Origin of the sequence: Planktotalea arctica, from assembly GCF_002105285.1 — a bacterium.
In the GTDB taxonomy this organism is placed as follows: Bacteria; Pseudomonadota; Alphaproteobacteria; order Rhodobacterales; family Rhodobacteraceae; genus Planktotalea; species Planktotalea arctica.
In genome coordinates, this window is sequence record NZ_MUHR01000005.1 from 19,816 (window position 1) to 43,051 (window position 23,236).

Here is a 23,236-nt window from a genome sequence, read left to right on the forward strand (position 1 = left end):
CAGATCATTTTCAATACCTGCGATGCGCTGTAGCTTGGGTCCAACTGTTTGATTGGACCCACTGCAATGCGCCGCGCCTTATTGATGATCACCCTATTCGCGCTCGGGGCCTGCACCGACAGAACGGACGCGCCCTACGTCAAGGACGTACCGGAAAGCACGACGAAAACCTCTGTGCTGACGATCACCGCGCGCGATCGCAACGGCGCGGGCAATTTCACTTCTGCACGGGCCGAAGCGCCACGCTATTTCAACAACACGATTTCCATTCCCCCGATCCACAAAGCAGGCGATATCGAACTTTCATACCGCGAGCCGGATCCTGAAAAGGTCTTTGTGATTGCGGATCAAAAACCACTTTCCGGCGCCGCCGGTTTCACGCACGAATTGCGCAGCGCGTTGACGCAAAAAACCAAAGTGAACCGCGAAGTCGTGATTTATGTGCATGGCTATAATTCGTCCTACACTGATGGCGTGTTTCGCGCGGCGCAGTTGCAGAACGATCTGTCCGTTCCGGGCGTTATGGTGAACTACTCATGGCCCAGCGCCGCCAATCCTTTGGGGTATTCGCATGATCGCGATTCCGTTCTGTTCGCGCGTGACGGCTTTCAAGACGCACTCGAACTTATCCGCGACAGCACGGACGCGCCGATCCTTCTTGTTGCGCATTCCATGGGGGCGTTTCTGGTGATGGAGGGCCTGCGCCAGATTGAAATCGCCAATCCGGGCTGGTCCGAAAAAGCGCTGAGCGGGGTCGTTCTGGTTGCCCCCGACATCTCGCTGGATGTGTTCCGCCAACAAGCGAGCCGCTTTGACACCCTGCCGCAACCCTTTGCGATCTTCACGTCGCAGAAGGATCCTGCGTTGAAACTAAGCGCGCGGGTGAATGCCGTCGATGCACGACTGGGAAATCTGGCCGATCCACTGGAACTTGCCGACTTGCCCGTCACTCTGATCGACGTCACCCAGTTTAGCGCGCGCGGCGTCGATCGCCATTTCGTACCCGGAACCTCGCCTGCGTTGATTGCTTTGCTGCGCAGAAGCCTAGAGATCGAAACCGCGTTTCGCAGTGACGCATCCGGCCGCTCGGGGCTGATACCGGGCGCGGCAATTTCGGTGCGCAAGGCGACGCAATTGGTGCTCTCGCCCGGTTTGGTGCGCGCAAATTGAGCGCGCTGAGCACCTATCTGCGCAGCAATCTTCCCTGGCTGAGCGCGGGTATGTTGCTGACCTGCCTGTCCAGCTTCGGGCAAACGTTCTTCATCGCCATTTTCGCCGCTGAACTTCAGACGGCTTTCGATCTTAGCCACGGTGCGTGGGGCGCGATGTACACGATCGGCACGACCGCTTCTGCACTGGTGATGGTCTGGGCGGGGCGTCAGGCGGATATTTTCCGCGTGCGCACTTTGGGGGTTTTGTCGCTCGCTGCGCTGGCGTTTGCCTGCCTCGCCATGGCGCTCAACCCGTGGGTTTGGATGCTGCCTGTGGTGATTTTCGCGCTGCGTCTCACCGGGCAAGGCATGATGAGCCATATCGCTTCTGTCGCGATGGCGCGCTGGTTCGTGGCGACGCGCGGGCGGGCCTTGTCGGTTTCAGCGCTGGGATTTTCTATTGGTCAGGCGCTGTTTCCCCTCGCGGTTGTCGCGCTTATGACGCTGCTCGATTGGCACGTGATCTGGGTGATTTGCGCAGGGATTGCGCTACTGGGCATTCCAGTTTTGCTGCGCCTTTTGTCACAAGAACGCACCCCCGCCTCAATGGCGAAAAGCAGCGAAAGTCTGGGGATGCAAGGGTTGCATTGGAGCCGCAAAGCGATGCTGCGCCATCCGCTGTTCTGGCTGATGGTGCCTGCTTTGCTGGGGCCTTCCGCGTTCAACACCGCGTTTTTCTTTCACCAAGTGCACTACGCCGAAGTCATCGGTATCACAAACATGCAAATGGTGAGCTATTTCCCGCTTTATACGGTGATCACGGTGTTCGCGATGCTGCTCTCCGGTGCGTTGCTGGACCGGTTCGGAACTGCGCGTTTGCTGCCGTTTCATCAATTTCCCATGGTGATTGCCTTTTTCATTTTTGCAACGCACACCTTCGGCCTCGGGATCGGGTTCTTCTTTCTTGCGCTTACAGCAGGCGCGCAAACCACGTTAATCGCCGCTTTCTGGGCTGAATTCTACGGCACTGCCCACCTTGGCGCGATCAAGGCAATGGCGGCTGCGGTGATGGTGTTCGGATCGGCCATTGGGCCGGGGATCACGGGCGCGTTGATTGATTTCGGGATCGGAATCGAGGTGCAGTATATCGGCGTCGCAGCCTATTTCGTGTTCACCACCGCGTCGATGTGGCTCGGCATCTCGCTTACGCGCGGGGAGTTAACGCGCGCGGCGTAGATAGACGTAATAGGCGCCGCCACCGCCGTGACGCAGATGCGATTCCGTCACCTGCAACACAGCGCTCGACACGGGGGCCATGGTCAGCCAATGGGGCACTTGCCGCTTCAACGTGCCCATCCGCTGCGGTGCGATCGCGCCGATATCCTCGCGCCGCCCGCCTTTTCCAGTAATCACCAAAACCAGACGTTTGCCGGCACCATGAGATGACAGAATGAAGGAAATCAGCGCCGGATGCGCCTCTGCCACGGTCATTCCGTGCAGATCGATGCGCCCTTCGGGCTTGAGCTTGCCACGCTGCATGAACTTGTAGGATTTGGCGTCCATCTTGACGGGCGCAGCACGCAGGCGATCCGGCACTGAGGGCATCACGTCGCGCATTTCGCGGCCTGCACTGCCCCCGCCAAGGGTGAAGGGCGCGATCGACCTCGCTTCGGGTTTCATTGCTTTGGGTTTGTTAGCGCGCGGCACATCGGCGATCACGCTGCGCTTGGGCGGCACCAACCGCGTCGTGGTGCGCGCGACCTGATCCCACAGATCAAGCTCGTCTGGTTTTATACGGCGACGGCGCATCCTATTGCACGTTCTCTGGCAAATAGGCGTAGGCGCGCTGGATCGGCATCAACACGACAATGCGGCCAGGATCGCGAAGGCGACCCGCCTCGCGACCCGCCTGATCGCCCGTTCCAAAGAACACGTCGGCACGCTGCGCGCCCTTGATCGCAGACCCTGTGTCCTGCGCGATCATCAAGCGGCGCAGTGGGTTCGCCCCATCCTTTTCTATCCACACAGGTGCACCGAGGGGTGTAAATTTCGGATCAACCGCGATCGAGCGCATGGTGGTGATCGAACGGTTCATTGCCCCAAGCGGGCCCTTGTCCGCTGGCACTTCGCTAACTTCGCGAAAGAACACATAGGACGGATTGTGATAGAGCAACTCCCTGCCCTCTTCGGGATTTCGGCGCACCCAGTTCTTGATCACTTCGGCAGACACTTGATGCGGCTCATAGATGCCGCGCCGGACCATTTCCTGCCCGATCGAGCGGTAATTGTGCCGGTTCGATCCACGATAGCCAACGCGCAGGAACGATCCATCCGGCAAACGCACACGCCCTGAACCCTGAATTTGCAGGAAGAAAAGTTCAACAGGATCATCAACATAGCAGATTTCAAGGCCAAGCCCGTTCATCACCCCGTCTTCAAGAATCTGGCGGCGCGTGTACCATTGACCTGCGGTCTTGGCGTCCTGCGGCATCGCGTAAATCGGATATCTGTAACGCGATGTTTTTGCGCGCGATCCATCGAGTTCTGGTTCGAAATACCCCGTGAACATCGCTTCGTTGCCATCCTCGATCATCAGGGGCCGAAAGAACAGCTCGAAAAAAGCGCGGGGGTTTTTTTGGTCCTCCGCCGCTGCGCAAAGCGAGCGCCAGTCAGAGGTTTTCATGTCGCGGCAGGTGCTCCGAAACACATCGAGCGCTGCGCCGTGATCATCGCTTGCCCAGCCGTCGAGGTCTTTGAAATCAAGAATGCTGTAGACGGTTTCCGCCTGTGCAGGGGCTGTCATCGCGATAGCCCCTGCCAATGATATTGCCCTAAGGGCACGAATCATTCGCCAGTGGCAACGAGTTGCCAGTTAGGATCATCGGAGCCCATGCGCCGTGCGAAGGTCCAGACATCTTTCTGGCGCTTGATCTTCTTTTCGTCGCCCTCGACGATTTCGCCCGCATTGTCGCGCACGACAGAAGTCATTTCTCCAATAAAGCGCACAGAGACTTCGCCAACACCGCTGTCATCGTCGAAGGTCGCGTCGGCCAGCGCCATTTCGCGGATACCGACGAATTGCGCTTCGACGCTAAGACCCTGCTTTTCGCGCAGTTCCACCACTTCGGCAAAGCTGGCGTAAACGTCATCATCGAGGAAGGGTTTGATTTCAGCCATATCGCCGCGCTCAAAACCCATGAGGATCATCTCATAGGCACCGCGTGCGCCGCCAAGGAAGTCGGATACGCCAAATGACGGCTCTGCCGCCTTCATCTTGGCGAGCGCCTCTGCGGCGCCAGGCATGCCGTCGGTGTGATCTGCAATATCAGGATCAGGACCGCCTTCGATTACCTCGAAGTCCGGACGTTTGCGCGCAGAACTTTGCACTTGTGCGGGCGGTTTTTCGAAACCTTCCCGTGTTCCAAGTACGTTTTTCAAACGCAAGATGAGGAAAACTGCGATGCCGGCAAGCACCAAAAGCTGAATAATGGGCGAATTCATGTATGTGTCGTCCTTATGGGCATAGCAACGCGTGTACTGTGGACTTATGTACGCAAGGCCAGTGGTCAAGTCCACTACACCGCCAAGTGACAGGAGAACCAGAAAGATGTGGTTATTTTTAGCCTTTTTATCAGTACCGTTAATAGAAATCGCCCTGTTCATCCAGATTGGCGGTGCCATCGGGCTTTGGTCGACTTTGGGAATCGTCGTTTTGACCGCCGTGATCGGTACGTTTTTGGTGCGCACACAGGGCGCATTGGCGTTGCAGAGCCTGCGCCAATCGTTCGGGACGCTTTCTGATCCGTCCGAACCACTTGCGCACGGGGCGATGATCCTCGTATCCGGCGCACTTTTGCTAACGCCGGGTTTTTTCACTGATGCGATTGGCTTTGCATTGCTCGTTCCAGCAGTGCGTTCTGCGGTCTTTCGCTATCTCAAGGCCCGCATCAAAGTGAAGAGCTTCGAGATGGGTAGTGCGCCACGCCAGAGACATCCACAAGATCCCACCATAATTGATGGCGATTTCAAAGAAGTGCCGCGCGATCCCAATGCACCGCCGTCAGGTTGGACCAAGCATTGAGGCCCACGCACCTTGCTGATAAGCACTGCGCCAAGTGACATATTAATGGAGAATTCCCATGGCTGAAGAAGACACAGTAGCAGCGGCAGCCCCCGAAGCACCGCAGATTAAAATGAACATCCTCGCGCAATTCATTCGCGATATGTCCTTCGAAAACATCCTTGCCCAAAAGGGCATTGAGGGCGAAGTGAACCCCGACGTTCAGGTTCAGGTGAACCTAGATGCGAAGAAGCGCAAAGCAGAGCATCAGTTCGACGTGATCACGAAAATCGAAATCAATTCAAAGGTCAAGGACACAGGTCAGCAGTTGTTCCTGCTCGAACTCGAGTACGCAGGCGTGTTCCACATCGAGGGCGTGCCAGAGGATCAGTTGCACCCGTTCCTTCTCATCGAATGCCCACGCATGACGTTCCCGTTCGTGCGCCGCATCGTATCAGATGTGACGCGCGATGGTGGCTTCCCGCCACTCAACCTTGAGAACATTGATTTCGTTGCACTATATCGCAATGAAATCGCGCGCCGTCAGGCCGAAGCCGCGGCACAAGCCCAGCCTAACTAAATTTAGACCAAAGCGCATCGGCACCGAGTTTATCAACAAAGGCCTGATGCGCTTTGACTTCCTCTTCGGTGATCCGCGGAGCAAGCAGGGTAGGGCGCTTAGATGCGCGCCAAACCTCTTCTGACCCACCCTCGGAGGCACCACCCGAGCGCGCAAGCACGAGGCCCGGCTGACGCCCGCCCAACAATTCCAGATAAACTTCCGCCAGAATTTCAGAATCGAGCAACGCTCCATGAAGCGTGCGGTTCGAGTTGTCGATATTGAAACGACGGCACAACGCATCAAGCGAGGCAGGCGAGCCCGGAAACCTCTTGCGCGCAATGGCGAGCGTATCGAGCGCTTGCTCCCACGGAAGTTGGCGCAGATTAAGTTTGGCCAGTTCCGCATTGAGGAATTTCATATCGAACGCCGCGTTATGGATGACCAACTTGTCATCCCTAACGAAATCCAGAAATTCTTGTGCAATTTTGGCAAACACAGGTTTGTCGCGCAAAAAGTCATCGCCAAGGCCATGCACCTCAAACGCCTCATTCGGCATGGCGCGTTCGGGATTAATATATTGATGATAGGTCCGGCCCGTCGGCATCTGATTGATCAACTCAACCGCGCCGATTTCCACAATGCGATCCCCCATCTGAGGATCAAAACCAGTGGTTTCCGTATCAAGCACCAATTCACGCATTTGCCAGCTTCCTTTTGATGTCTTTGATCACCGCCTCGACCTGCGCTTGCGCATGTTCCAGCGTGTCAGTTTCGATGACATAATCTGCGCTAGCGCGCTTTTCTTCAATGGGCATTTGTTTGGATTTGATCAACTCGAACTGCTGCTCACTCATCGTGCCGCGCTCTAGAACGCGCGCGCGTTGGGTGACGGCGTCAGTGCTCACACAAACGGTTGCATCCATGTTTTTGTCACCGCCCGTTTCGAACAACAGCGGAATATCAAAGACCAAAATAACCTTGCTAGACTCTGAAATGAAGCGCGCACGATCTTCGCCAAGCAGGGGATGCACGATCGCCTCAATCTGCTTCAGCGCGCTTGGATCATTTCCGATTATGCGCTTCAAAGCGTCGCGTGAAACGCTTCCGTCAAGGATAGCCTCAGGAAAAGCAGCCTGCATCGGATCAACCGCCGCTCCGTGTTTTTCATAAATCCGGTGCACCGCCGCATCCGCGTCCCAGACATCACATCCTGCATCTGCAAACATTTTAGCCGTGGTCGATTTGCCCATTCCGATAGAACCGGTCAGACCGAGTTTAAAGCTCATCTGAGGACCGCAGCGCGCAGTGCATCGTCCACTTCGGGGCGAATACCAAACCATCGCTCGAACGCGGGAACGGCCTGATGAAGAAGCATGCCAAGGCCATCGACAGGCGTTGCACCCGCCTCTGTCGCGGCGCGCAAAAGTTTGGTTTGCAAAGGCGCATAAACCAGATCGCTCACCACCATTCCAGGCGCAAGCGCATCGAGCGGCACGCGCATTTCAGGATGGCCGATCATGCCAAGCGATGTGGTATTAACCACGGTATTCGCCCCTTCCATCGCATTACCGGCCTGCACCCAGTCAACAATGGTGATCTTATCACCAAAATCAGCCTTCAACGCTTCGGCGCGCTCGCGAGTGCGGTTGGTCAGTAGAATTTCTGGGACACCGACATCAAGAAGTGAAGCAAGAACAGCCCGCGCTGCGCCGCCCGCGCCAAGCACAAGGGCAGGGCCAGCTTTCGGATCCCACTTCGGCGCGGATTGGGCAAGGTTTTGAACAAAGCCGTAACCATCAGTGTTATCCGCGTGAATTTTGCCGTCCTTGCGAAATACCAGCGTGTTTGCGGCACCAATCAACCTCGCGCGATCGGTTACCAGATCAGCAAGTTTCAGCACCGCCTCCTTATGCGGAATGGTCACGTTAACCCCGACAAAGCCAAGCGTCGGCAGCATCCGAATGACGTTTTCAAGATTGTCCGGTGCAACATCCATTGGGATGTAATGACCTCGTATCGCATATCTACGCAGCCAATAACCATGCAATTGCGGCGATCTGGAATGGGCAATCGGATGGCCGATCACCGCTGCCAGTGGAACCTTTTTGTCGGTCATTGCTGCAACTCCCCCTTGAGAGTGAGATAATTCAACAATTCAATCAGTGGAAGACCAAGGACAGTAAAATGGTTGCCCTCGACTTGCGAGAACAGGCGCACGCCCTCTGCCTCTAGTTTGTAACACCCCACGCAATGGCGCACGTCCTCGAAATTTCGTGAAAGGTAGTCATCCAGAAACGCATCTGTGAACACGCGCATGGTTAAACGCGCTTGGCCCACATGACGCCAGATCGGTTTACCATCTTCGTAAAGAACCGCCGCAGAAAGAAGACTGTGCCGTTTACCACGAAGCTCCATCAACTGCGCACGCGCTTCTTCAATGTCGCACACTTTGGAAAATAGTCTGCCCTTCAGATCAAGCACCTGATCACAGCCCAGAACAAGGCGGCCCGGGTGCTTTTCGCTCACACGGCGCGCCTTCATTTCCGCCAGCGTATCGGCGATATCGCGTGGAGATTCGTCATCAGCCAGCAGCGCGTCGCGCATCATCTCTTCATCGACGCGCGGCTTGATCACCTCAATCGCGACACCTGCGTTAACCAACATGTCGCGCCGCGTTTCGGAACCTGAGGCTAGGATAAGGGGCATTGGCATGTGGATACTTTCGGGGATCAAGTTAGGGATTTGTTAAGGTGTATTACTGGGCAACCTCGTGGAAGTTAGCAAGGCGGGGAGTAGCCTTCGCTCTCACAAGATTTTGCGCTGATTCCTCCCTTGTGGATTAGAATAAGTCAGTATCGGCCAAGCGGGGGATAGGTGTGAATCGCCCCCAAGCCACACCAGAGTTATACATATATAGAACAGGTTTAGTGCATTGTAATTAAATATAAAAATTATACCATTCACAATACTGTTAAACTCTCAGATACTCATTCAAAGAAGCAGACAAACTGTGGAAAACGAAGTAATCCACAGAAAACTGGCTCACTACTTAATCATCAACCTTTTATCTTTTCTTTATTATTATTATGAAAGACTCATGTCAGATTTGCTTGCCTCAGCGTACCCTTGGATCAAGTCCCTACATATCATGTCAGTGATATCCTGGATGGCAGGACTGTTTTATTTCCCAAGACTACTGGTGAACCATGCTGAGCGGGATGACCCCACAGGGCTTTTGAACACCACCTTTCAAGAGATGGAGCTGAAGCTGTTTAGAGTGATCATGAACCCTGCCATGATTGCGACCTGGGTTTTTGGTCTTTGCCTTGTATTCACGCCCGGTATTGTTGATTGGTCTTCTGCCTGGCCATGGATCAAGGCTGCAGGTGTTCTTGGAATGACGTGGTTTCATCATTGGCTTGGTTACCGACGTAAAGACTTTTCTAACGGCACAAATACGCGCACAGGGCGTACGTACCGCCTCATGAATGAGGTTCCGACGCTTTTGATGGTGGTGATCGTGATATCGGTCGTGGTTAAATTCTAAGGGCGTATTTGACTTGCCTACGCTCACGCGATAGTTGATGCGCAACGCGCGCCCGTTCGGGACTTCCGCGCACTTCCTTAATTTACTATGAAACGCCCCGCACGTGTTGCGGCGCTAGGATATTTACCATGCCTCAGAACTCCCTAACTCTCGCAGAGCTCAAAGCGCAAAGCCCAAAAGTCCTTCTGGCTATGGCAGAAGAGCTTGAAATCGAAAACGCATCTACGATGCGTAAGGGCGAAATGATGTTCCAAATTCTGCGTGAACGCGCTGATGATGGTTGGGAGATCATGGGCGATGGTGTGCTTGAAGTTCTGCAAGACGGATTTGGTTTCCTGCGCTCACCCGAGGCGAATTATCTACCCGGACCTGACGATATCTACGTCTCTCCTGAAATGATCCGTGCCAATTCCCTGCGCACGGGCGATACTGTGGATGGCGTGATCAAGGCACCGGATGAGCAAGAACGCTATTTCGCGCTTGTTACTCTGATGCAGATTAACTTTGAAGCGCCGGAAAAGGCCAAGCACAAGATTGCCTTCGATAACCTTACGCCGCTTTACCCTGACGAGCGCTTTAACCTTGAGATCGAAGATCCGACGATCAAGGATCGCTCAGCGCGCATCATCGATCTGGTTGCGCCGATCGGTAAGGGGCAGCGTTGTTTGATCGTTGCGCCCCCGCGCACGGGCAAGACGGTTCTTCTACAAAACATCGCGGCAAGCATCGAAACCAATCACCCGGAGTGCTATCTGATCGTTCTGTTGATCGACGAGCGCCCGGAAGAAGTCACCGACATGCAGCGCTCCGTCAAGGGTGAGGTCGTGTCCTCGACCTTTGACGAACCTGCGACACGTCACGTTGCCGTTGCTGAAATGGTCATCGAAAAAGCCAAGCGTCTTGTTGAACACAAACGAGATGTTGTGATCCTTCTCGATTCGATCACAAGACTTGGTAGAGCCTTCAACACTGTGGTGCCTTCCTCGGGTAAGGTACTAACAGGCGGTGTAGACGCGAATGCGCTGCAACGTCCTAAGCGTTTCTTCGGTGCTGCACGTAATATTGAAGAGGGCGGATCGCTTACTATTATTTCAACTGCATTGATCGATACAGGGTCGCGTATGGACGAAGTGATCTTTGAAGAATTTAAAGGCACGGGTAACTCCGAAATCGTGCTGGATCGCAAAATATCTGACAAGCGTGTTTTCCCGGCGATCGACATTCTAAAGTCCGGTACGCGCAAGGAAGATCTCCTGATCAACAAAGTTGATCTTCAGAAAACCTTTGTTCTGCGCCGTATCCTGAACCCGATGGGCACTACGGATGCGGTTGAGTTCTTGATCGGAAAACTCAAGCAAACTAAGAATAACGCTGAATTCTTCGATTCAATGAATACCTAACCCAGCACTGGAGCGCGTGTCATGGACACCATTTTTGCTCTAGCGACAGCGCACGGTAAAGCTGGCGTTTCGGTCATTCGCATTTCTGGTGCTTTGGCTTGGGATGCTGGCTCGCGACTTTGCGGTAGTTTACCGTCATCGCATAAAGCGGCGCTGCGTAATCTTCGTGACGCAGAAAATGAGCTTGTTGATCAAGCTCTTGTTCTGTCTTTTGAGGATCGTCGAAGTTTCACAGGTGAACCTGTTGTTGAATTTCATTTACATGGAAGTACCGCGATCGTGTCGCGCGTTATGCAACTACTAGGCAGCGTTGATGGCCTGCGCCTGGCTGATCCAGGTGAATTCACACGGCGTGCTTTGGAAAACGGTAAACTTGATTTGGCACAGGTTGAAGGACTGTCTGATCTGATTGAAGCTGAAACCGAGGCGCAACGCAAACAAGCGGTTCGTGTGCTCGCTGGTCAACTCGGTCGTATTGCTGAAGTTTGGCGTAGTGATCTTATTCGCGCTGCATCGTTGCTTGAAGCGACGATTGATTTTGCTGATGAGGATGTTCCGGTCGATGTGACACCGGAGGTTCTTGAACTGTTGGTACGCACTCAAGCGGTGATTTCGAAAGAAGCGGAAAGCGTCAAAACCGCTGAGCGCATTCGCACAGGATTTGAGGTTGCGATTATTGGTGCGCCAAATATTGGGAAGTCTACTCTACTCAATGCGATTGCAGGGCGTGATGCAGCAATTACCTCTGAATACGCTGGCACGACGCGCGATGTGATCGAAGTGAAACTCGATCTGAACGGTTTGGCCGTAACCTTGCTCGACACAGCTGGTTTGCGCGAGACGGATGATTTTGTCGAGAAAATTGGAATAGAGCGTGCTATTTCTCGTGCACATAGCGCTGACATGCGCGTATTTCTGAAAGAAACACGCGATGCAAAAACCCCTTTTGCCGCACTTTTAGGTGATCTGGAAGTTGTTGGCAAAGCTGATTTAGTGGTTGGTACTGATGGTTTAAGTGTATCGGGCGTAACAGGGCAGGGGGTCGACAGTCTAGTCGCTGAAATTTCCAGGACCCTGCTGGATCGAGCAAGTAACGCGGGAATTGCGACGCGTGAACGGCATCGAGAAGCGCTTCTTCTTTCTACACGTTACTTAAGTGCTGCTAGAGATGGGTTAGACCTGGGTCCAGATCATTACGATGTTGTGGCGGAAGACCTGCGAAGTGCAATACGGGCTTTGAACAGCCTAATAGGTCGTGTAGACGTCGAGAATCTGTTGGATGAGATTTTTTCGAGCTTCTGTCTCGGTAAGTGAGGAGTGTTTCACGTGAAACAATCACGCTTTGATGTTGTGGTTATTGGTGGTGGCCACGCGGGTTGCGACGCTGCGCACGCAGCCGCGCGCGTCGGCGCTGAAACCGCGCTGATCACTTTGGCTGAGGGTGGTATCGGCGTAATGTCGTGCAATCCAGCAATTGGTGGCCTTGGCAAAGGCCACCTTGTTCGCGAAATTGATGCGCTTGATGGTGTTATGGGGCGTGTCGCCGACAAGGCGGGTATCCAGTTCAGACTGTTGAACCGCCGCAAGGGTCCTGCGGTACAAGGTCCTCGCGCACAATCCGACCGTAAAATCTATCGAACCGAGATGCTGAAAGAAATTAAAGGTCAATCGGGCCTAAGCATCTTGGAAGGCGAAGCCGTTGATTTTCTGATGGACGGAAACACTGTTTGCGGGGTGATCCTCGCGGATGGGCATGAAATTCACGCGAAAGCTGTCGTTCTAACAACTGGTACTTTCCTGCGCGGCATTATTCATATTGGTGATGCTTCCAAACCCGGCGGTAGAATGGGTGATAAACCTTCCATCAAGCTCGCAGAACGCATCGACAGTTTTGGCCTGCCCCTAGGTCGTTTGAAAACGGGAACGCCCCCACGCCTCGATGGGCGCACAATCAATTGGGATATTCTAGACAGTCAGCCGGGTGACGATGATCCAGTGCTTTTCTCCTTTATGTCCAAAGGTGTAACTGCGCCTCAGGTGAACTGTGGAATAACTCACACGAATGAGGAAACTCATCGAATTATTGCCGAGAACCTCAAGCGGAGTGCGATGTATGGTGGTCACATTGATGGCGTCGGGCCCCGTTATTGTCCATCTATCGAGGATAAGATTGTACGTTTCGCCGACAAAACCTCGCATCAGGTCTTCTTGGAGCCTGAAGGTTTTGATGATCACACAGTTTATCCCAATGGCATTTCCACTAGCCTTCCGGAAGATGTTCAGGTGCGATACGTTCATTCAATGCTTGGATTGGAGGAGGCTGTGATCTTGCAACCAGGCTACGCAATTGAATATGATTACGTTGATCCACGTGCCCTAAATGCAAACCTTATGGTTAAGAACGTGCCAGGCTTGTATCTCGCCGGGCAGATAAATGGGACTACGGGTTATGAGGAAGCAGCGGCGCAGGGTCTTGTCGCTGGTTTGAACGCGGCTTTGGGCTCTCAAGGTCGTGCCCCTGCGCAGTTTAGCCGTACCAACAGCTACATTGGTGTGATGATAGATGATCTAACGACACGTGGTGTGACTGAGCCGTATCGCATGTTCACATCCCGCGCAGAGTTTCGCTTGTCCCTTAGAGCAGATAACGCGGATCAGCGACTGACTCCCATGGGGATGAAATTAGGTTGTATAAGTGTCGAACGTGCAGAAGCTTTTGGTGCAAAGAAAGAAAAGATTCATTCGGTTGTAGCCATCTTGAAATCAAGGTCGCTAACCCCAAAAGAAGTGAATGCGGGTGGTATCGCGGTCAATCAGGATGGAAATCGGCGGGATGGAGTTCAAGTCCTCGCATTTCCAGATGTTGCGTTTGGCGATCTGATCCCGCTTTTTCCCGAACTTGATGATACCCCATTAGAGATTCGCGAACAGGTTGAACGAGATGCACTTTATTCAAATTACATTGAGCGCCAACAAAAAGACGTGGAGGCTCTCAAGCGGGACGAAGCCCAGATCATTCCGAGCGACTTCGTTTATGCTGATATTGAAAGCCTTTCCAGTGAGTTGAAACATAAGCTCGGGCTTGTTCAACCGCATAATTTGGCGCAGGCGAGCCGAGTAGATGGTATGACACCTGCAGCTCTTACTTTGCTGCTGGCGAAGCTTCGGCAGAAACGGCGGGCCTAGATGGATTACAAAATCGGTAAGTTGAGTGTTTCACGTGAAACATTTGAACGCTTGGAACTCTATGCGGATTTGCTGAAAAAGTGGAATCCCAAGATTAATATTGTTTCAAAGACGTCTTTGGATGATCTTTGGGGGCGACACATAGTTGACTCGGCACAGATGTTTTCATTGCTGCCTTCAAGCGCACGACTCTGGGTTGACATGGGAAGTGGCGGCGGTTTTCCGGGGTTGGTCGTCGCAGTACTCGCGCGAGAATTGGCACCTGAATTACGCGTGACACTCATTGAGAGCGACCAACGCAAGTGCGCATTCCTTAGAACTGTTTCACGTGAAACAGAGGGTGGCGCTCAAGTTCTCACGGGGAGAATCGAAGAGATTGAACCACTCAACGCAGATGTTGTATCAGCAAGGGCTTTGGCTGATCTTTCAAAATTGTTGGAATTCGGTGTTTACCATCGAACCAAAACTGGCATTTGTTTGTTTCCAAAGGGCCTCACTTGGGAAAAAGAAGTACAGGCTGCACGCGACTCATGGCGCTTTTCTTTAGAGGTTATTACAAGTGAGACTCAAGAGAATGCGGTTATTTTAAAGATAAATGAGATAGATAATGCCTGATCCAACGCGCGTGAATGAAACGAAGATCGTGGCAGTTGTGAACCAGAAGGGTGGAGTCGGGAAGACCACGACAACCATCAATCTGGCTGCTGCGATGGTTGCAGAAGGCCTCCGCGTTTTGATCATTGATCTTGATCCCCAAGGTAACGCCTCTACAGGTCTTGGCATTGATGCGAGCGATCGTGAGCTAACCACTTATGAGCTTTTGTTGGACGATGTTGCGCTTGGCGATGTTATTCAGGATACGCAGACCGAAGGGCTGTGCATCGTTCCTGCGACCGTTGATCTAAGCTCTGCGGATATCGAGCTGATGGCGAACGAAAAGCGGAGTTTTTTGCTTCATGACGCGCTTCGACAACCTTTGATGGACGATTACCACTTTGACTATATTTTGATCGATTGCCCGCCTTCGTTGAACCTGTTGACGGTAAATGCAATGGTTGCTGCGCATTCGGTTCTCGTGCCCCTTCAAAGCGAGTTTTTCGCACTTGAGGGCCTGTCACAGTTGATGTTGACGATCCGTGAAGTGCGGCAGACAGCTAATCCTGATCTACGGATTGAGGGAGTGGTTTTGACGATGTTTGATGCGCGCAACAACCTGTCGCAACAGGTTGAAAACGATGCGCGCGACAATCTTGGCGATCTGGTGTTTCAAACAAAAATTCCCAGAAATGTGCGCGTTAGCGAAGCGCCGTCCTATGCGATGCCGGTTCTGGATTATGACCCTACATCCAAAGGGGCGATCGCGTATCGTGATTTGGCGCGGGAAGTGATAGCAAAGAACGCGAAACTCGCGGCTTAAGAGGAAAAGAGCATGGCAGATAACAAGAAAAATCGTGGGTTGGGTCGTGGTCTGTCGGCGTTGATGGCCGATGTCGGGCAGGAAGCGCAGCAAACGACGACAGGTCCCTCGCGCCCTGATATGATCGTTCCGGTCGAAAAGGTCTTTCCGAATCCAGATCAGCCGCGTCGTAGCTTTACGCCAGATCAGCTTGAAGATTTGGCCGCGTCGATCAAGGCGAAGGGGATTATTCAGCCGCTCATCGTGCGTGCGCGTCCGTCTGGTAAGGGCGAGTATGAAATTGTTGCGGGTGAACGCCGCTGGCGCGCGGCGCAGATGGCGCAATTGCATGAGATTCCGGTGCTTGTTCGCGAGTTTACCGACACTGAAGTGCTTGAAGTTGCGATCATCGAGAATATTCAGCGCGCTGACCTTAACCCTGTTGAGGAAGCCATGGGCTATCGTCAACTGATGGATAAATTTGGCCACACGCAGGAAAAATTGGCTGAGGAGCTGGGGAAAAGCCGTAGCTATCTGGCGAACCTTATGCGGCTTTTGCAATTGCCTGATGACGTACAAACCTTGCTGGTCGAGGGTAAGCTTTCTGCAGGACATGCGCGAGCACTGATCACCTCGGAAGACCCTTCTGGATTGGCGAAGCAGGTCGTAGCGCAGGGCCTTTCCGTGCGGGCGACGGAAAGTCTGGCGAAGAAGAAAGCAGACAGGGATAAGGGCGATCGCGCAAAGTCACGTAGTGGCGGCGAATTGAAGGATGCCGACACCAAAGCGTTGGAGGATGATCTTTCAGCAGCGATTGGTCTACCGGTTCAGATCACGCATAAGGCTGGAAGTGAGGCGGGGCAACTTTCGATCAAATATGCGTCGCTCGATCAACTGGACGAGATTTGCCGCATTTTGAGCATTAGCTAGAACAGCAATTCGCCGATCACGGAGTTGAGCAAAAGCCGGCCACGCGGCGTCGCCCTCAAGTATGGGCCGTTCTGCGCAACGAGCTCAAGATCGGTGAGGTGGGCTAATGCGGCAGTGTCCAGGGGTTGATTTGCCAGCGCTTCGATCCGGTCAACATCGATGCCTTCGGAAATGCGTAAGCCCATGATCAGGTACTCATTGGCTTGATCGATCCCCCCAAGTGGATTGCGCGGCTTTTCGGCTTTGCCGATTTCAGCGCGGTCAAGCCATGCGGTCGGCATTTTGTATTGCTCTGTCGCATAGCGTTGATCCTCGATAGTGATGCGACCATGCGCACCGGGACCGATACCGAGGTAATCACCATAGCGCCAGTAGATCAAATTATGCCGGGATTCAGCGCCGGGTTTGGCGTGATTGGAGACTTCGTAGGCTTCGAAACCGGCTCTCTCGCAGAGCTCCTGTGTGGTATCATACATATCCGTAGCGAGGTCCTCCACAGGAAGCCCCAAAAGCCCGCCTTTTTCATATCGGTCCGAAAAAGCTGTGCCTTTCTCTATAGTTAGCTGATAGAGAGACAGATGATCGATTGCCAAACAAAGTGCCTCATTTAGTTCATTCCTCCACTCCTGGAGGGTTTGATCCTGCCGTGCATAGATAAGATCAAAACTTACGCGCTCAAAAACTGAGCGCGCGGTATCGAAAGCAATTTTTGCTTCGGCAACGGTGTGAATGCGGCCGAGGCGTTTCAAGTCGCGATCATTCAGCGCTTGAACACCCATAGAGATACGGGTGACGCCGCCATCGGCATATCCGCGAAAGCGACCTGCTTCGACTGAACCAGGATTCGCTTCGAGCGTGATTTCAGGATCGTTGGGCATTGCCCAGTGTTTGCGAATGCGTGCGATGATTGCAGCAACCGTATCAGGGTGCATCAGGCTGGGTGTACCGCCGCCAAAGAAAACTGCGTTAACCACGCGGCCAGGCAGTTCAATCGCGGCGCGGTCTAACTCAGCGAGATAGGCGCTGCACCAGCGTGCCTCATCGATTTCACGTGAAACATGCGAGTTGAAATCGCAATAGGGGCATTTGGCTTGGCAAAAGGGCCAGTGGACATAAATGCCAAAGCCGCCATTTTGCCAATCAGCGCTCAAAACAGCCCTTAACCAATTTCGCGAAAGCGTTGGCGCGATGGCTGATTGTATTCTTTGCTGCGAAATCCATTTCGGCGAATGTGATGTCATGACCATCAGGCATGAACATAGGATCGTACCCATGACCGAGAGCCCCGCGCACGGGCCAGACAAGGCTTCCGCTAACGGTGCCCTCGAAAACTTCGTCGTGTCCGTCAGGCCAAGCGAGTACGAGCGTGGAGCAGAAGCGCGCTGTGCGAGGATGGGCAGCGTTAACCGCTTCGAGTTGGTCGTGTGTCTTGGTCATTGCCATCATGAAGTCACGACCATTCGGCGTTTCGGCCCAATCGGCTGTATACACACCAGGTGCGCCGCCAAGGGCATCAACTTCGATCCCGCTATCATCGGAGAGAGCAGGCAGACCGGTTGCCTTCACGGCTGCGACAGCCTTGATACGTGCGTTACCGGTGAACGTGCTTTCGGTTTCTTCCGGTTCAGAGAGTTTCATTTCTGCTGCGCCGACTACGCTCACCCCGAACGGGGCAAGCAGGTTGCGCATTTCATCCAGCTTACCTGCGTTGTGCGTGGCAATGAGGAGAGTTTTGTCAGTGAATTTCCGGCTCATGCAGTTGCGGCCAATTGCATTGCAGATAGTTCCGCAACGCCCTTTTCTGCGAGATCAATCAACTGGTTCATTTGATCACGCGAATATGTGCTGCCTTCGGCGCTCATCTGTGTTTCGATCATCTGACCGTTGGCAAGCATGATGAAGTTGCCATCAACGCCCGCCTCGCTGTCCTCGGGGTAGTCCAGATCAAGCACAGCTTGGCCCGCGTAGATGCCGCAAGAGATTGCCGATACGGGACTAATCAAAGGATCAGAGATGATATCTCCTGCTTTTATCAGCTTGTTCACCGCCAGTTTTAGCGCGACCCAGCCACCCGTGATTGACGCGCAGCGTGTGCCGCCGTCTGCTTGGATTACATCGCAATCAATGGTGATTTGGCGCTCGCCAAGCGCGACACGATCGACCCCAGCGCGCAAAGAACGCCCTATTAGTCTCTGAATTTCGACTGTTCTGCCACCTTGCTTGCCTGCTGTCGCTTCGCGGCGCATGCGCGATGTTGTGGAGCGGGGAAGCATGCCGTATTCGGCCGTGATCCAGCCAAGACCTGATCCTTTGATGAAAGGGGGGACGCGCGGCTCAAGTGAGGCAGTGCAAAGAACATGGGTGTCGCCCATTTTGATCATGCACGACCCTTCGGCATGTTTTGTTACGTTTGTCTCAATGGAAACAGCGCGCATTTCGTCTAGTTTACGTCCAGAGGGTCGCATGGGATATCCTTTTCGATTTGGCCTTTGGATACCTCTGCGCGCAATGAGTACGCAACCCCGATTGACCTTTGGGGCTAAGAGGGGTCTTAATGATGCGCTGATTAAGGTGTGAAAAATGCAGGACGGAGCACAAATTCTCTCGGAAATGAATGACCGCTCGCGCGAAGTGTTTCGCCAAGTGGTCGAGGGATACTTGGCGAATGGTGAACCGGTAGGGTCGCGTACATTGACGCGATCCCTTTCTGAAAAGGTAAGCGCGGCGACGATCCGCAATGTGATGCAGGATCTGGAGTTTCTGGGCCTACTTGGAAGTCCGCATATCAGTGCGGGGCGCGTTCCGACGCAAAAAGGGCTGCGCATGTTTGTGGATGGCCTGCTTGAGGTGGACGATCTTAACAATGATGACCGCGACAAGATTAACTCGACTGTCGGAAATGGCTCTGATGTAGGGGATTTGCTGGATCGTGTTGGGTCTGCCCTGTCGGGCGTTACGCAAGGTGCATCGCTGGTTCTGACGCCGAAACATGAGGCGCCGATCAAGCATATTGAGTTTGTTTCGCTTTCGGCCGAGCGCGCCTTGGTGGTGTTGGTGTTTGCTGACGGGCACGTTGAGAACCGTCTGTTCACACCGCCGCCGGGGCAAACGCCCAGTTCCATGCGAGAGGCGGCGAATTTCCTGAATGCGCTGATGGAAGGACGCACGCTTAGCGAGTTGCAAACAGTGATCCGGCGCGAAATTTCTGCACGCCGTCAAGAAATTGATGTGCTTGCGCGCGATCTGATAGATAGCGGTCTGGCGGTTTGGGAGAATGAGGGCGAACATCACGAGCGTCTTATCGTACGTGGCCGTTCCAATTTACTCGCGGGCGAGGCACCCGAAGAAGAGCTTGAACGCATTAGATCGCTGTTTGACGACCTGGAACGTAAGCGCGATATCGCTGACTTCCTTGAGTTGACGCAAGACGGCGACGGTGTGCGCATTTTTATTGGCTCTGAGAACAAACTTTTCTCACTTTCGGGTTCCTCTTTGGTCGTTTCTCCTTATATGAACGCTGATCGAAAAATTATCGGTGCTGTTGGGGTTATCGGTCCGACTCGTTTGAACTATGGACGGATCGTTCCAATTGTAGATTACACAGCACAACTGGTTGGGAAGCTGATTTCCGACCGGAGCTAGAGGTAGAGAAATGGCTGAGCGTAACGAAAACGAATTTCTGGACGATCTGGACGCGCTAGAGGCGGAGTTCGATGAGGCAGAAGAGGCAGAGCCGACAGAGGAAGAGTTGGCTGCAGATCAATTAGCTGTCGTGACGGCGGAGCGTGACGAATACAAAGATCGCTTCATGCGTGCGCTTGCGGATGCGGAGAACTCGCGCAAGCGATCGGATCGCGATCGCAAGGAAGCGGAGAATTACGGCGGCTCGAAACTGGCGCGTGATTTGCTGCCTGTGCACGACAACATGAAGCGCGCGCTGGAATCGGCGACAGACCAACAGCGCGAGGTATCTGCGGCATTGATTGAAGGTATTGAGCTGACGATGCGCGAGTTGGTTAACGTGTTTGGCAAGCACGGCATTACGGCGATATCACCGGCAGTTGGCGACAAGTTCGATCCGCAAGTGCATCAAGCGATGTTCGAGGCGCCTGTTCCGGGCACTAAGGCAGGCGAGATCATTCAGGTCGCGGCAGAAGGGTTCATGTTGTACGACCGCTTACTGCGTCCAGCGCAAGTCGGGGTTAGCTCCACGCCCGGTTGAGGGCGTCGATGGATTTGAAAACAAGATGAACAGAGGCGTTTCGATTAGGTTCGGGACGCCTCTTTCAGTTGGTAAATGAGGTTTAAGGCTTCTTTTGGTGTGAGGTCATCGGGGTGGATTTTTTCGAGCAGATCCACGGCGGGGGATTGTTTGGTTTGAACTGACGGTGGGGGCGGCGTAATGGAGAACAGTGGTAGGTCGTCGATAACTGCCTTTTGAACGCCGCCTTCTCGTTCGCCTTTTTCGAGGGCATCCAAAACGATGCGCGCGCGTTCGACTACAGCGGAGGGAAGACCGGCGAGTTTAGCGACTTGCACGCCATAGCTTCGGTCGGCGGCTCCCTTGATCACTTCGTGCAAGAAGATGACATCGCCTTCCCATTCACGAACGGAGACGGTGGCGTTTTCGGCGCCGTCCAGTTTAGCGGTGAGGTTGGTCAATTCATGGTAGTGCGTCGCAAACAGCGCGCGAGATTGGTTAACGTCGTGCAGATGTTCCAGTGTGGCCCAAGCGATCGAAAGGCCATCGTAAGTTGCTGTGCCACGCCCGATCTCATCGAGGATCACCAATGCGCGATCATCGGCTTGGTTCAGGATTGCGGCTGTTTCGACCATCTCCACCATGAAAGTCGAGCGACCACGCGCCAGGTCATCAGAGGCACCAACGCGGCTGAACAACTGGCTGACGATACCGATATGGGCGCTTTGCGCTGGAACGAAACTGCCCATTTGAGCGAGGACCGCAATCAGGGCGTTTTGGCGCAGGAATGTCGATTTACCTGCCATGTTCGGGCCCGTGAGCAGCCAGATCGCCGCGCCGTCTGCATCGTCTGACAGATCGCAATTGTTGGCAATGAAAGGCGTGCCGCCGTGATTTCGCAGCGCTTGCTCTACGACAGGGTGGCGCCCGCCTGTGATTTTAAAGCTGCGCGTGGCGTCAACCTTGGGTGCATTCCAGTCTTCTGCGCGTGCGAGGGTGGCAAGGCTGGTGTTCAAATCTATCTCTGCCAAGGCGCGCGCCGAGTTGGAAATTTCGCCAGCTTTGGTGAGTATTTCTCTTGTTAGTATCTGATAGTGCCGCTTTTCGATCTCGAGGGCATGATTTCCTGCATTGAGGATTTTTGTTTCGATCTCGGACAATTCAACCGTGGTAAAGCGCACTTGATTGGCTGTGGTTTGACGGTGGATAAAGGTCTCGTTCAGAGGTGGTGCTAGCATTCTCCCTGCGTGTGTTGCGGTGGTTTCAATGAAATACCCGAGGACATTGTTATGCTTGATCTTGAGTGATGAAATGCCTGCGCGCTCGGCATAGTCTTTTTGCATCGAAGCGATGACACTGCGCCCTTCATCGCGCAGAGCGCGAGTTTCATCTAGCTCTGGGTCATAGCCGGACGCAACAAAACCGCCGTCACGGGCGAGCAGGGGCGGTTCAGCGACAAGCGCATCGTTGAGGTAAATTAATAAGTCTCTATGCCCACCCAGTGCATCGAGGCTGCGGGCAAGCAATTCGGGCGCACCAGCAAGTCCTGCACTCAGAATCGTCTGGGCTTGCTCCAATCCGTTGCGGATGGCGGCAAAATCGCGGGGACCGCCGCGTTCGAGAGACAAGCGCGAAAGGGCACGATCTAGGTCAGGTACTTTGCGAAGAGTGCCGCGCAAATTTTCGGTCTTGTGCGTGTTTTCAAACAGCCAGCTGACAGCGGACAAGCGATTACTAATGGTTAACAGATCACGCGATGGACTGGACAAGCGGCGCTCTAGCAAGCGACCGCCACCAGCGGTCACCGTGCGGTCGATTACGGACAAAAGCGAGTTGGCGCGCCCACCATTCAAACTGGCCGTCAGCTCCAGATTGCGGCGGGTCGCGGCGTCGATCTGCATGGTGCCACCGCTACTTTCCTTTTGTGGGGGACGTAGCAGCGGCAATTTGCCTTTTTGAGTGATTTCTAGGTATTCGATCAGCGCGCTCATCGCGGAAATTTCGGGGCGTGTGAATTCGCCAAAAGCATCCAGAGACGCGATCTGGAAAACGGTGCAGATACGTTTTGCGCCTTGCGTACTGTCGAACGCGCCGGGGGAAAGAGGCGATATTGATGCGCCGGATTCAGACACTAAATTAAGGGTTTCAGCGTCTGACGTGTCGGACAGAATGACTTCGCTCGGGGCGAGGCGTGCTAGTTCAGGCGATAGCCGAACTGCATTGAGGGGCATCACATGAAAGGCCCCGGTCGACATATCGGCCCAAGCGAGCGCACCTTCACCACGCACATCGGCATAGGCGGCGAGGTAGTTGTGACGGCGCGCATCGAGCAGGCTTTCCTCGGTCAATGTGCCGGGAGTGACAAGGCGCACAACCTCGCGGTGCACAACGGATTTACCGCCACGTTTCTTGGCTTCGGCGGGACTTTCCATTTGCTCGCAAACGGCAACGCGAAACCCTTTGCGGATAAGGGTTAACAGATACCCCTCTGCCGCATGATAAGGCACGCCGCACATGGGTATTTCCGCACCCTCGTATTTACCACGCTTCGTCAACGCAATGTCTAGCGCTTCTGACGCGGCTACAGCATCATCGAAAAACAGTTCGTAAAAATCACCCATCCGATAGAATAAAAGTGCCTCAGGATAGCTTTCCTTGATCTCGAGAAATTGGGCCATCATGGGTGTGATGGTGGGTTTTGTAGCGCTCATATTAGTCCCCTGATCCTAGCGCGCAGACTAGCGGCGCGCGCCACGCTGCGAAAGGCGAAAACCAACAGGGAGTTGAGCGCAAGGATTGCATA

At 53.9% G+C, this 23,236-nt stretch carries 24 protein-coding genes; 13 read left to right on the forward strand and 11 right to left on the reverse strand.

Features of this window, described 5'->3' with window-relative positions:
- Positions 1-66 precede the first annotated feature (66 nt).
- Positions 67-1,170 carry an alpha/beta hydrolase gene (locus tag B9P63_RS04800; RefSeq protein WP_085307434.1) on the forward strand — a complete coding sequence of 368 codons (1,104 nt, stop codon included), beginning with the start codon at positions 67-69 and terminating at the stop codon, positions 1,168-1,170.
- A complete protein-coding gene (locus B9P63_RS04805) occupies positions 1,167-2,387 on the forward strand; it encodes an MFS transporter (RefSeq protein ID WP_245830551.1) in 1,221 nt (406 codons plus the stop codon). Before B9P63_RS04800 ends, B9P63_RS04805 begins: the two co-directional genes overlap by 4 nt.
- Here B9P63_RS04805 and B9P63_RS04810 read toward each other — a convergent pair.
- The 3 genes from B9P63_RS04810 to B9P63_RS04820 are packed head-to-tail and all read right to left on the reverse strand — an operon-like array spanning position 2,370 to position 4,652.
- Positions 2,370-2,960 carry a Smr/MutS family protein gene (locus B9P63_RS04810; RefSeq protein WP_085307435.1) on the reverse strand — a complete coding sequence of 197 codons (591 nt, stop codon included), beginning with the start codon at positions 2,958-2,960 and terminating at the stop codon, positions 2,370-2,372. The genes B9P63_RS04805 and B9P63_RS04810 overlap by 18 nt on opposite strands.
- Before the next feature lies 1 nt (position 2,961).
- Positions 2,962-3,954 (reverse strand): murein transglycosylase A, encoded by a 993-nt coding sequence (gene mltA / locus B9P63_RS04815; RefSeq protein ID WP_425439732.1) that lies wholly within the window; start codon positions 3,952-3,954, stop codon positions 2,962-2,964.
- A 41-nt stretch (positions 3,955-3,995) separates the two neighbouring features.
- The gene (locus B9P63_RS04820; protein ID WP_085307437.1) at positions 3,996-4,652 is read right to left on the reverse strand and encodes a Tim44/TimA family putative adaptor protein; all 657 of its coding nucleotides are present in this window, start codon (positions 4,650-4,652) and stop codon (positions 3,996-3,998) included.
- Positions 4,653-4,758: 106 nt separating this feature from the next.
- Here B9P63_RS04820 and B9P63_RS04825 point away from each other — a divergent pair, with 106 nt between their 5' ends.
- Positions 4,759-5,232 carry an FxsA family protein gene (locus B9P63_RS04825; RefSeq protein ID WP_085307438.1) on the forward strand — a complete coding sequence of 158 codons (474 nt, stop codon included), beginning with the start codon at positions 4,759-4,761 and terminating at the stop codon, positions 5,230-5,232.
- A 58-nt stretch (positions 5,233-5,290) separates the two neighbouring features.
- Positions 5,291-5,791: a protein-export chaperone SecB gene (gene secB / locus B9P63_RS04830; protein WP_085307439.1), complete on the forward strand. Its 501-nt coding sequence runs from the start codon at positions 5,291-5,293 to the stop codon at positions 5,789-5,791.
- Here secB and dnaQ read toward each other — a convergent pair.
- The 4 genes from dnaQ to B9P63_RS04850 are packed head-to-tail and all read right to left on the reverse strand — an operon-like array spanning position 5,784 to position 8,485.
- Complete coding sequence (dnaQ, locus tag B9P63_RS04835; RefSeq protein WP_085307440.1) at positions 5,784-6,473, reverse strand: DNA polymerase III subunit epsilon; 690 nt, start codon at positions 6,471-6,473, stop codon at positions 5,784-5,786. The two genes, secB and dnaQ, sit on opposite strands and share 8 nt — an antisense overlap.
- Complete coding sequence (gene coaE, locus B9P63_RS04840; RefSeq protein WP_085307441.1) at positions 6,466-7,059, reverse strand: dephospho-CoA kinase; 594 nt, start codon at positions 7,057-7,059, stop codon at positions 6,466-6,468. Before coaE ends, dnaQ begins: the two co-directional genes overlap by 8 nt.
- Entirely contained in the window at positions 7,056-7,889 is an 834-nt protein-coding gene (locus tag B9P63_RS04845) for a shikimate dehydrogenase (RefSeq protein WP_085307442.1), read from the reverse strand. The genes coaE and B9P63_RS04845 overlap by 4 nt, the downstream gene beginning before the upstream one ends.
- Positions 7,886-8,485 carry a Maf family protein gene (locus B9P63_RS04850; protein WP_085307443.1) on the reverse strand — a complete coding sequence of 200 codons (600 nt, stop codon included), beginning with the start codon at positions 8,483-8,485 and terminating at the stop codon, positions 7,886-7,888. Before B9P63_RS04850 ends, B9P63_RS04845 begins: the two co-directional genes overlap by 4 nt.
- A gap of 385 nt (positions 8,486-8,870) precedes the next feature.
- Here B9P63_RS04850 and hemJ point away from each other — a divergent pair, with 385 nt between their 5' ends.
- From hemJ to B9P63_RS04885, 7 genes are all read left to right on the forward strand, one after another.
- Positions 8,871-9,320 carry a protoporphyrinogen oxidase HemJ gene (gene hemJ, locus B9P63_RS04855; protein ID WP_085307444.1) on the forward strand — a complete coding sequence of 150 codons (450 nt, stop codon included), beginning with the start codon at positions 8,871-8,873 and terminating at the stop codon, positions 9,318-9,320.
- A 128-nt stretch (positions 9,321-9,448) separates the two neighbouring features.
- The gene (gene rho, locus B9P63_RS04860; RefSeq protein WP_085307445.1) at positions 9,449-10,720 is read left to right on the forward strand and encodes a transcription termination factor Rho; all 1,272 of its coding nucleotides are present in this window, start codon (positions 9,449-9,451) and stop codon (positions 10,718-10,720) included.
- A gap of 21 nt (positions 10,721-10,741) precedes the next feature.
- On the forward strand, positions 10,742-12,034 hold the full coding sequence (mnmE, locus tag B9P63_RS04865) for a tRNA uridine-5-carboxymethylaminomethyl(34) synthesis GTPase MnmE (RefSeq protein ID WP_085307446.1): 1,293 nt from the start codon (positions 10,742-10,744) through the stop codon (positions 12,032-12,034).
- A 12-nt stretch (positions 12,035-12,046) separates the two neighbouring features.
- Positions 12,047-13,906 (forward strand): tRNA uridine-5-carboxymethylaminomethyl(34) synthesis enzyme MnmG, encoded by a 1,860-nt coding sequence (mnmG, locus tag B9P63_RS04870; protein WP_085307869.1) that lies wholly within the window; start codon positions 12,047-12,049, stop codon positions 13,904-13,906.
- Positions 13,907-14,521 carry a 16S rRNA (guanine(527)-N(7))-methyltransferase RsmG gene (rsmG, locus tag B9P63_RS04875; protein ID WP_085307447.1) on the forward strand — a complete coding sequence of 205 codons (615 nt, stop codon included), beginning with the start codon at positions 13,907-13,909 and terminating at the stop codon, positions 14,519-14,521. It abuts the gene before it with no gap.
- Complete coding sequence (locus tag B9P63_RS04880; protein WP_085307448.1) at positions 14,514-15,323, forward strand: ParA family protein; 810 nt, start codon at positions 14,514-14,516, stop codon at positions 15,321-15,323. Before rsmG ends, B9P63_RS04880 begins: the two co-directional genes overlap by 8 nt.
- 12 nt (positions 15,324-15,335) lie before the next feature.
- Positions 15,336-16,232 (forward strand): ParB/RepB/Spo0J family partition protein, encoded by an 897-nt coding sequence (locus B9P63_RS04885; RefSeq protein ID WP_085307449.1) that lies wholly within the window; start codon positions 15,336-15,338, stop codon positions 16,230-16,232.
- Here the strand turns inward: B9P63_RS04885 and hemW are convergent.
- Genes hemW through rph form a run of 3 tightly spaced genes read right to left on the reverse strand, consistent with a single transcriptional unit; the run spans position 16,229 to position 18,697 of the window.
- A complete protein-coding gene (gene hemW, locus B9P63_RS04890; protein WP_245830552.1) occupies positions 16,229-17,383 on the reverse strand; it encodes a radical SAM family heme chaperone HemW in 1,155 nt (384 codons plus the stop codon). The genes B9P63_RS04885 and hemW overlap by 4 nt on opposite strands.
- Positions 17,373-17,987 carry an RdgB/HAM1 family non-canonical purine NTP pyrophosphatase gene (gene rdgB, locus B9P63_RS04895; RefSeq protein ID WP_085307451.1) on the reverse strand — a complete coding sequence of 205 codons (615 nt, stop codon included), beginning with the start codon at positions 17,985-17,987 and terminating at the stop codon, positions 17,373-17,375. The genes hemW and rdgB overlap by 11 nt, the downstream gene beginning before the upstream one ends.
- Entirely contained in the window at positions 17,984-18,697 is a 714-nt protein-coding gene (gene rph / locus B9P63_RS04900; RefSeq protein WP_085307452.1) for a ribonuclease PH, read from the reverse strand. The genes rdgB and rph overlap by 4 nt, the downstream gene beginning before the upstream one ends.
- Before the next feature lie 115 nt (positions 18,698-18,812).
- Between rph and hrcA the strand changes: the two genes are divergently transcribed.
- Positions 18,813-19,874, forward strand: coding sequence for a heat-inducible transcriptional repressor HrcA (gene hrcA, locus B9P63_RS04905; protein ID WP_085307453.1), 1,062 nt, complete (start codon positions 18,813-18,815; stop codon positions 19,872-19,874).
- 10 nt (positions 19,875-19,884) lie between these two features.
- Positions 19,885-20,454 (forward strand): nucleotide exchange factor GrpE, encoded by a 570-nt coding sequence (locus B9P63_RS04910; RefSeq protein WP_085307454.1) that lies wholly within the window; start codon positions 19,885-19,887, stop codon positions 20,452-20,454.
- 44 nt (positions 20,455-20,498) lie between these two features.
- Here the strand turns inward: B9P63_RS04910 and mutS are convergent, their stop codons facing one another.
- Positions 20,499-23,144: a DNA mismatch repair protein MutS gene (mutS, locus tag B9P63_RS04915; RefSeq protein WP_245830553.1), complete on the reverse strand. Its 2,646-nt coding sequence runs from the start codon at positions 23,142-23,144 to the stop codon at positions 20,499-20,501.
- Between the last annotated feature and the right edge of the window lie 92 nt (positions 23,145-23,236).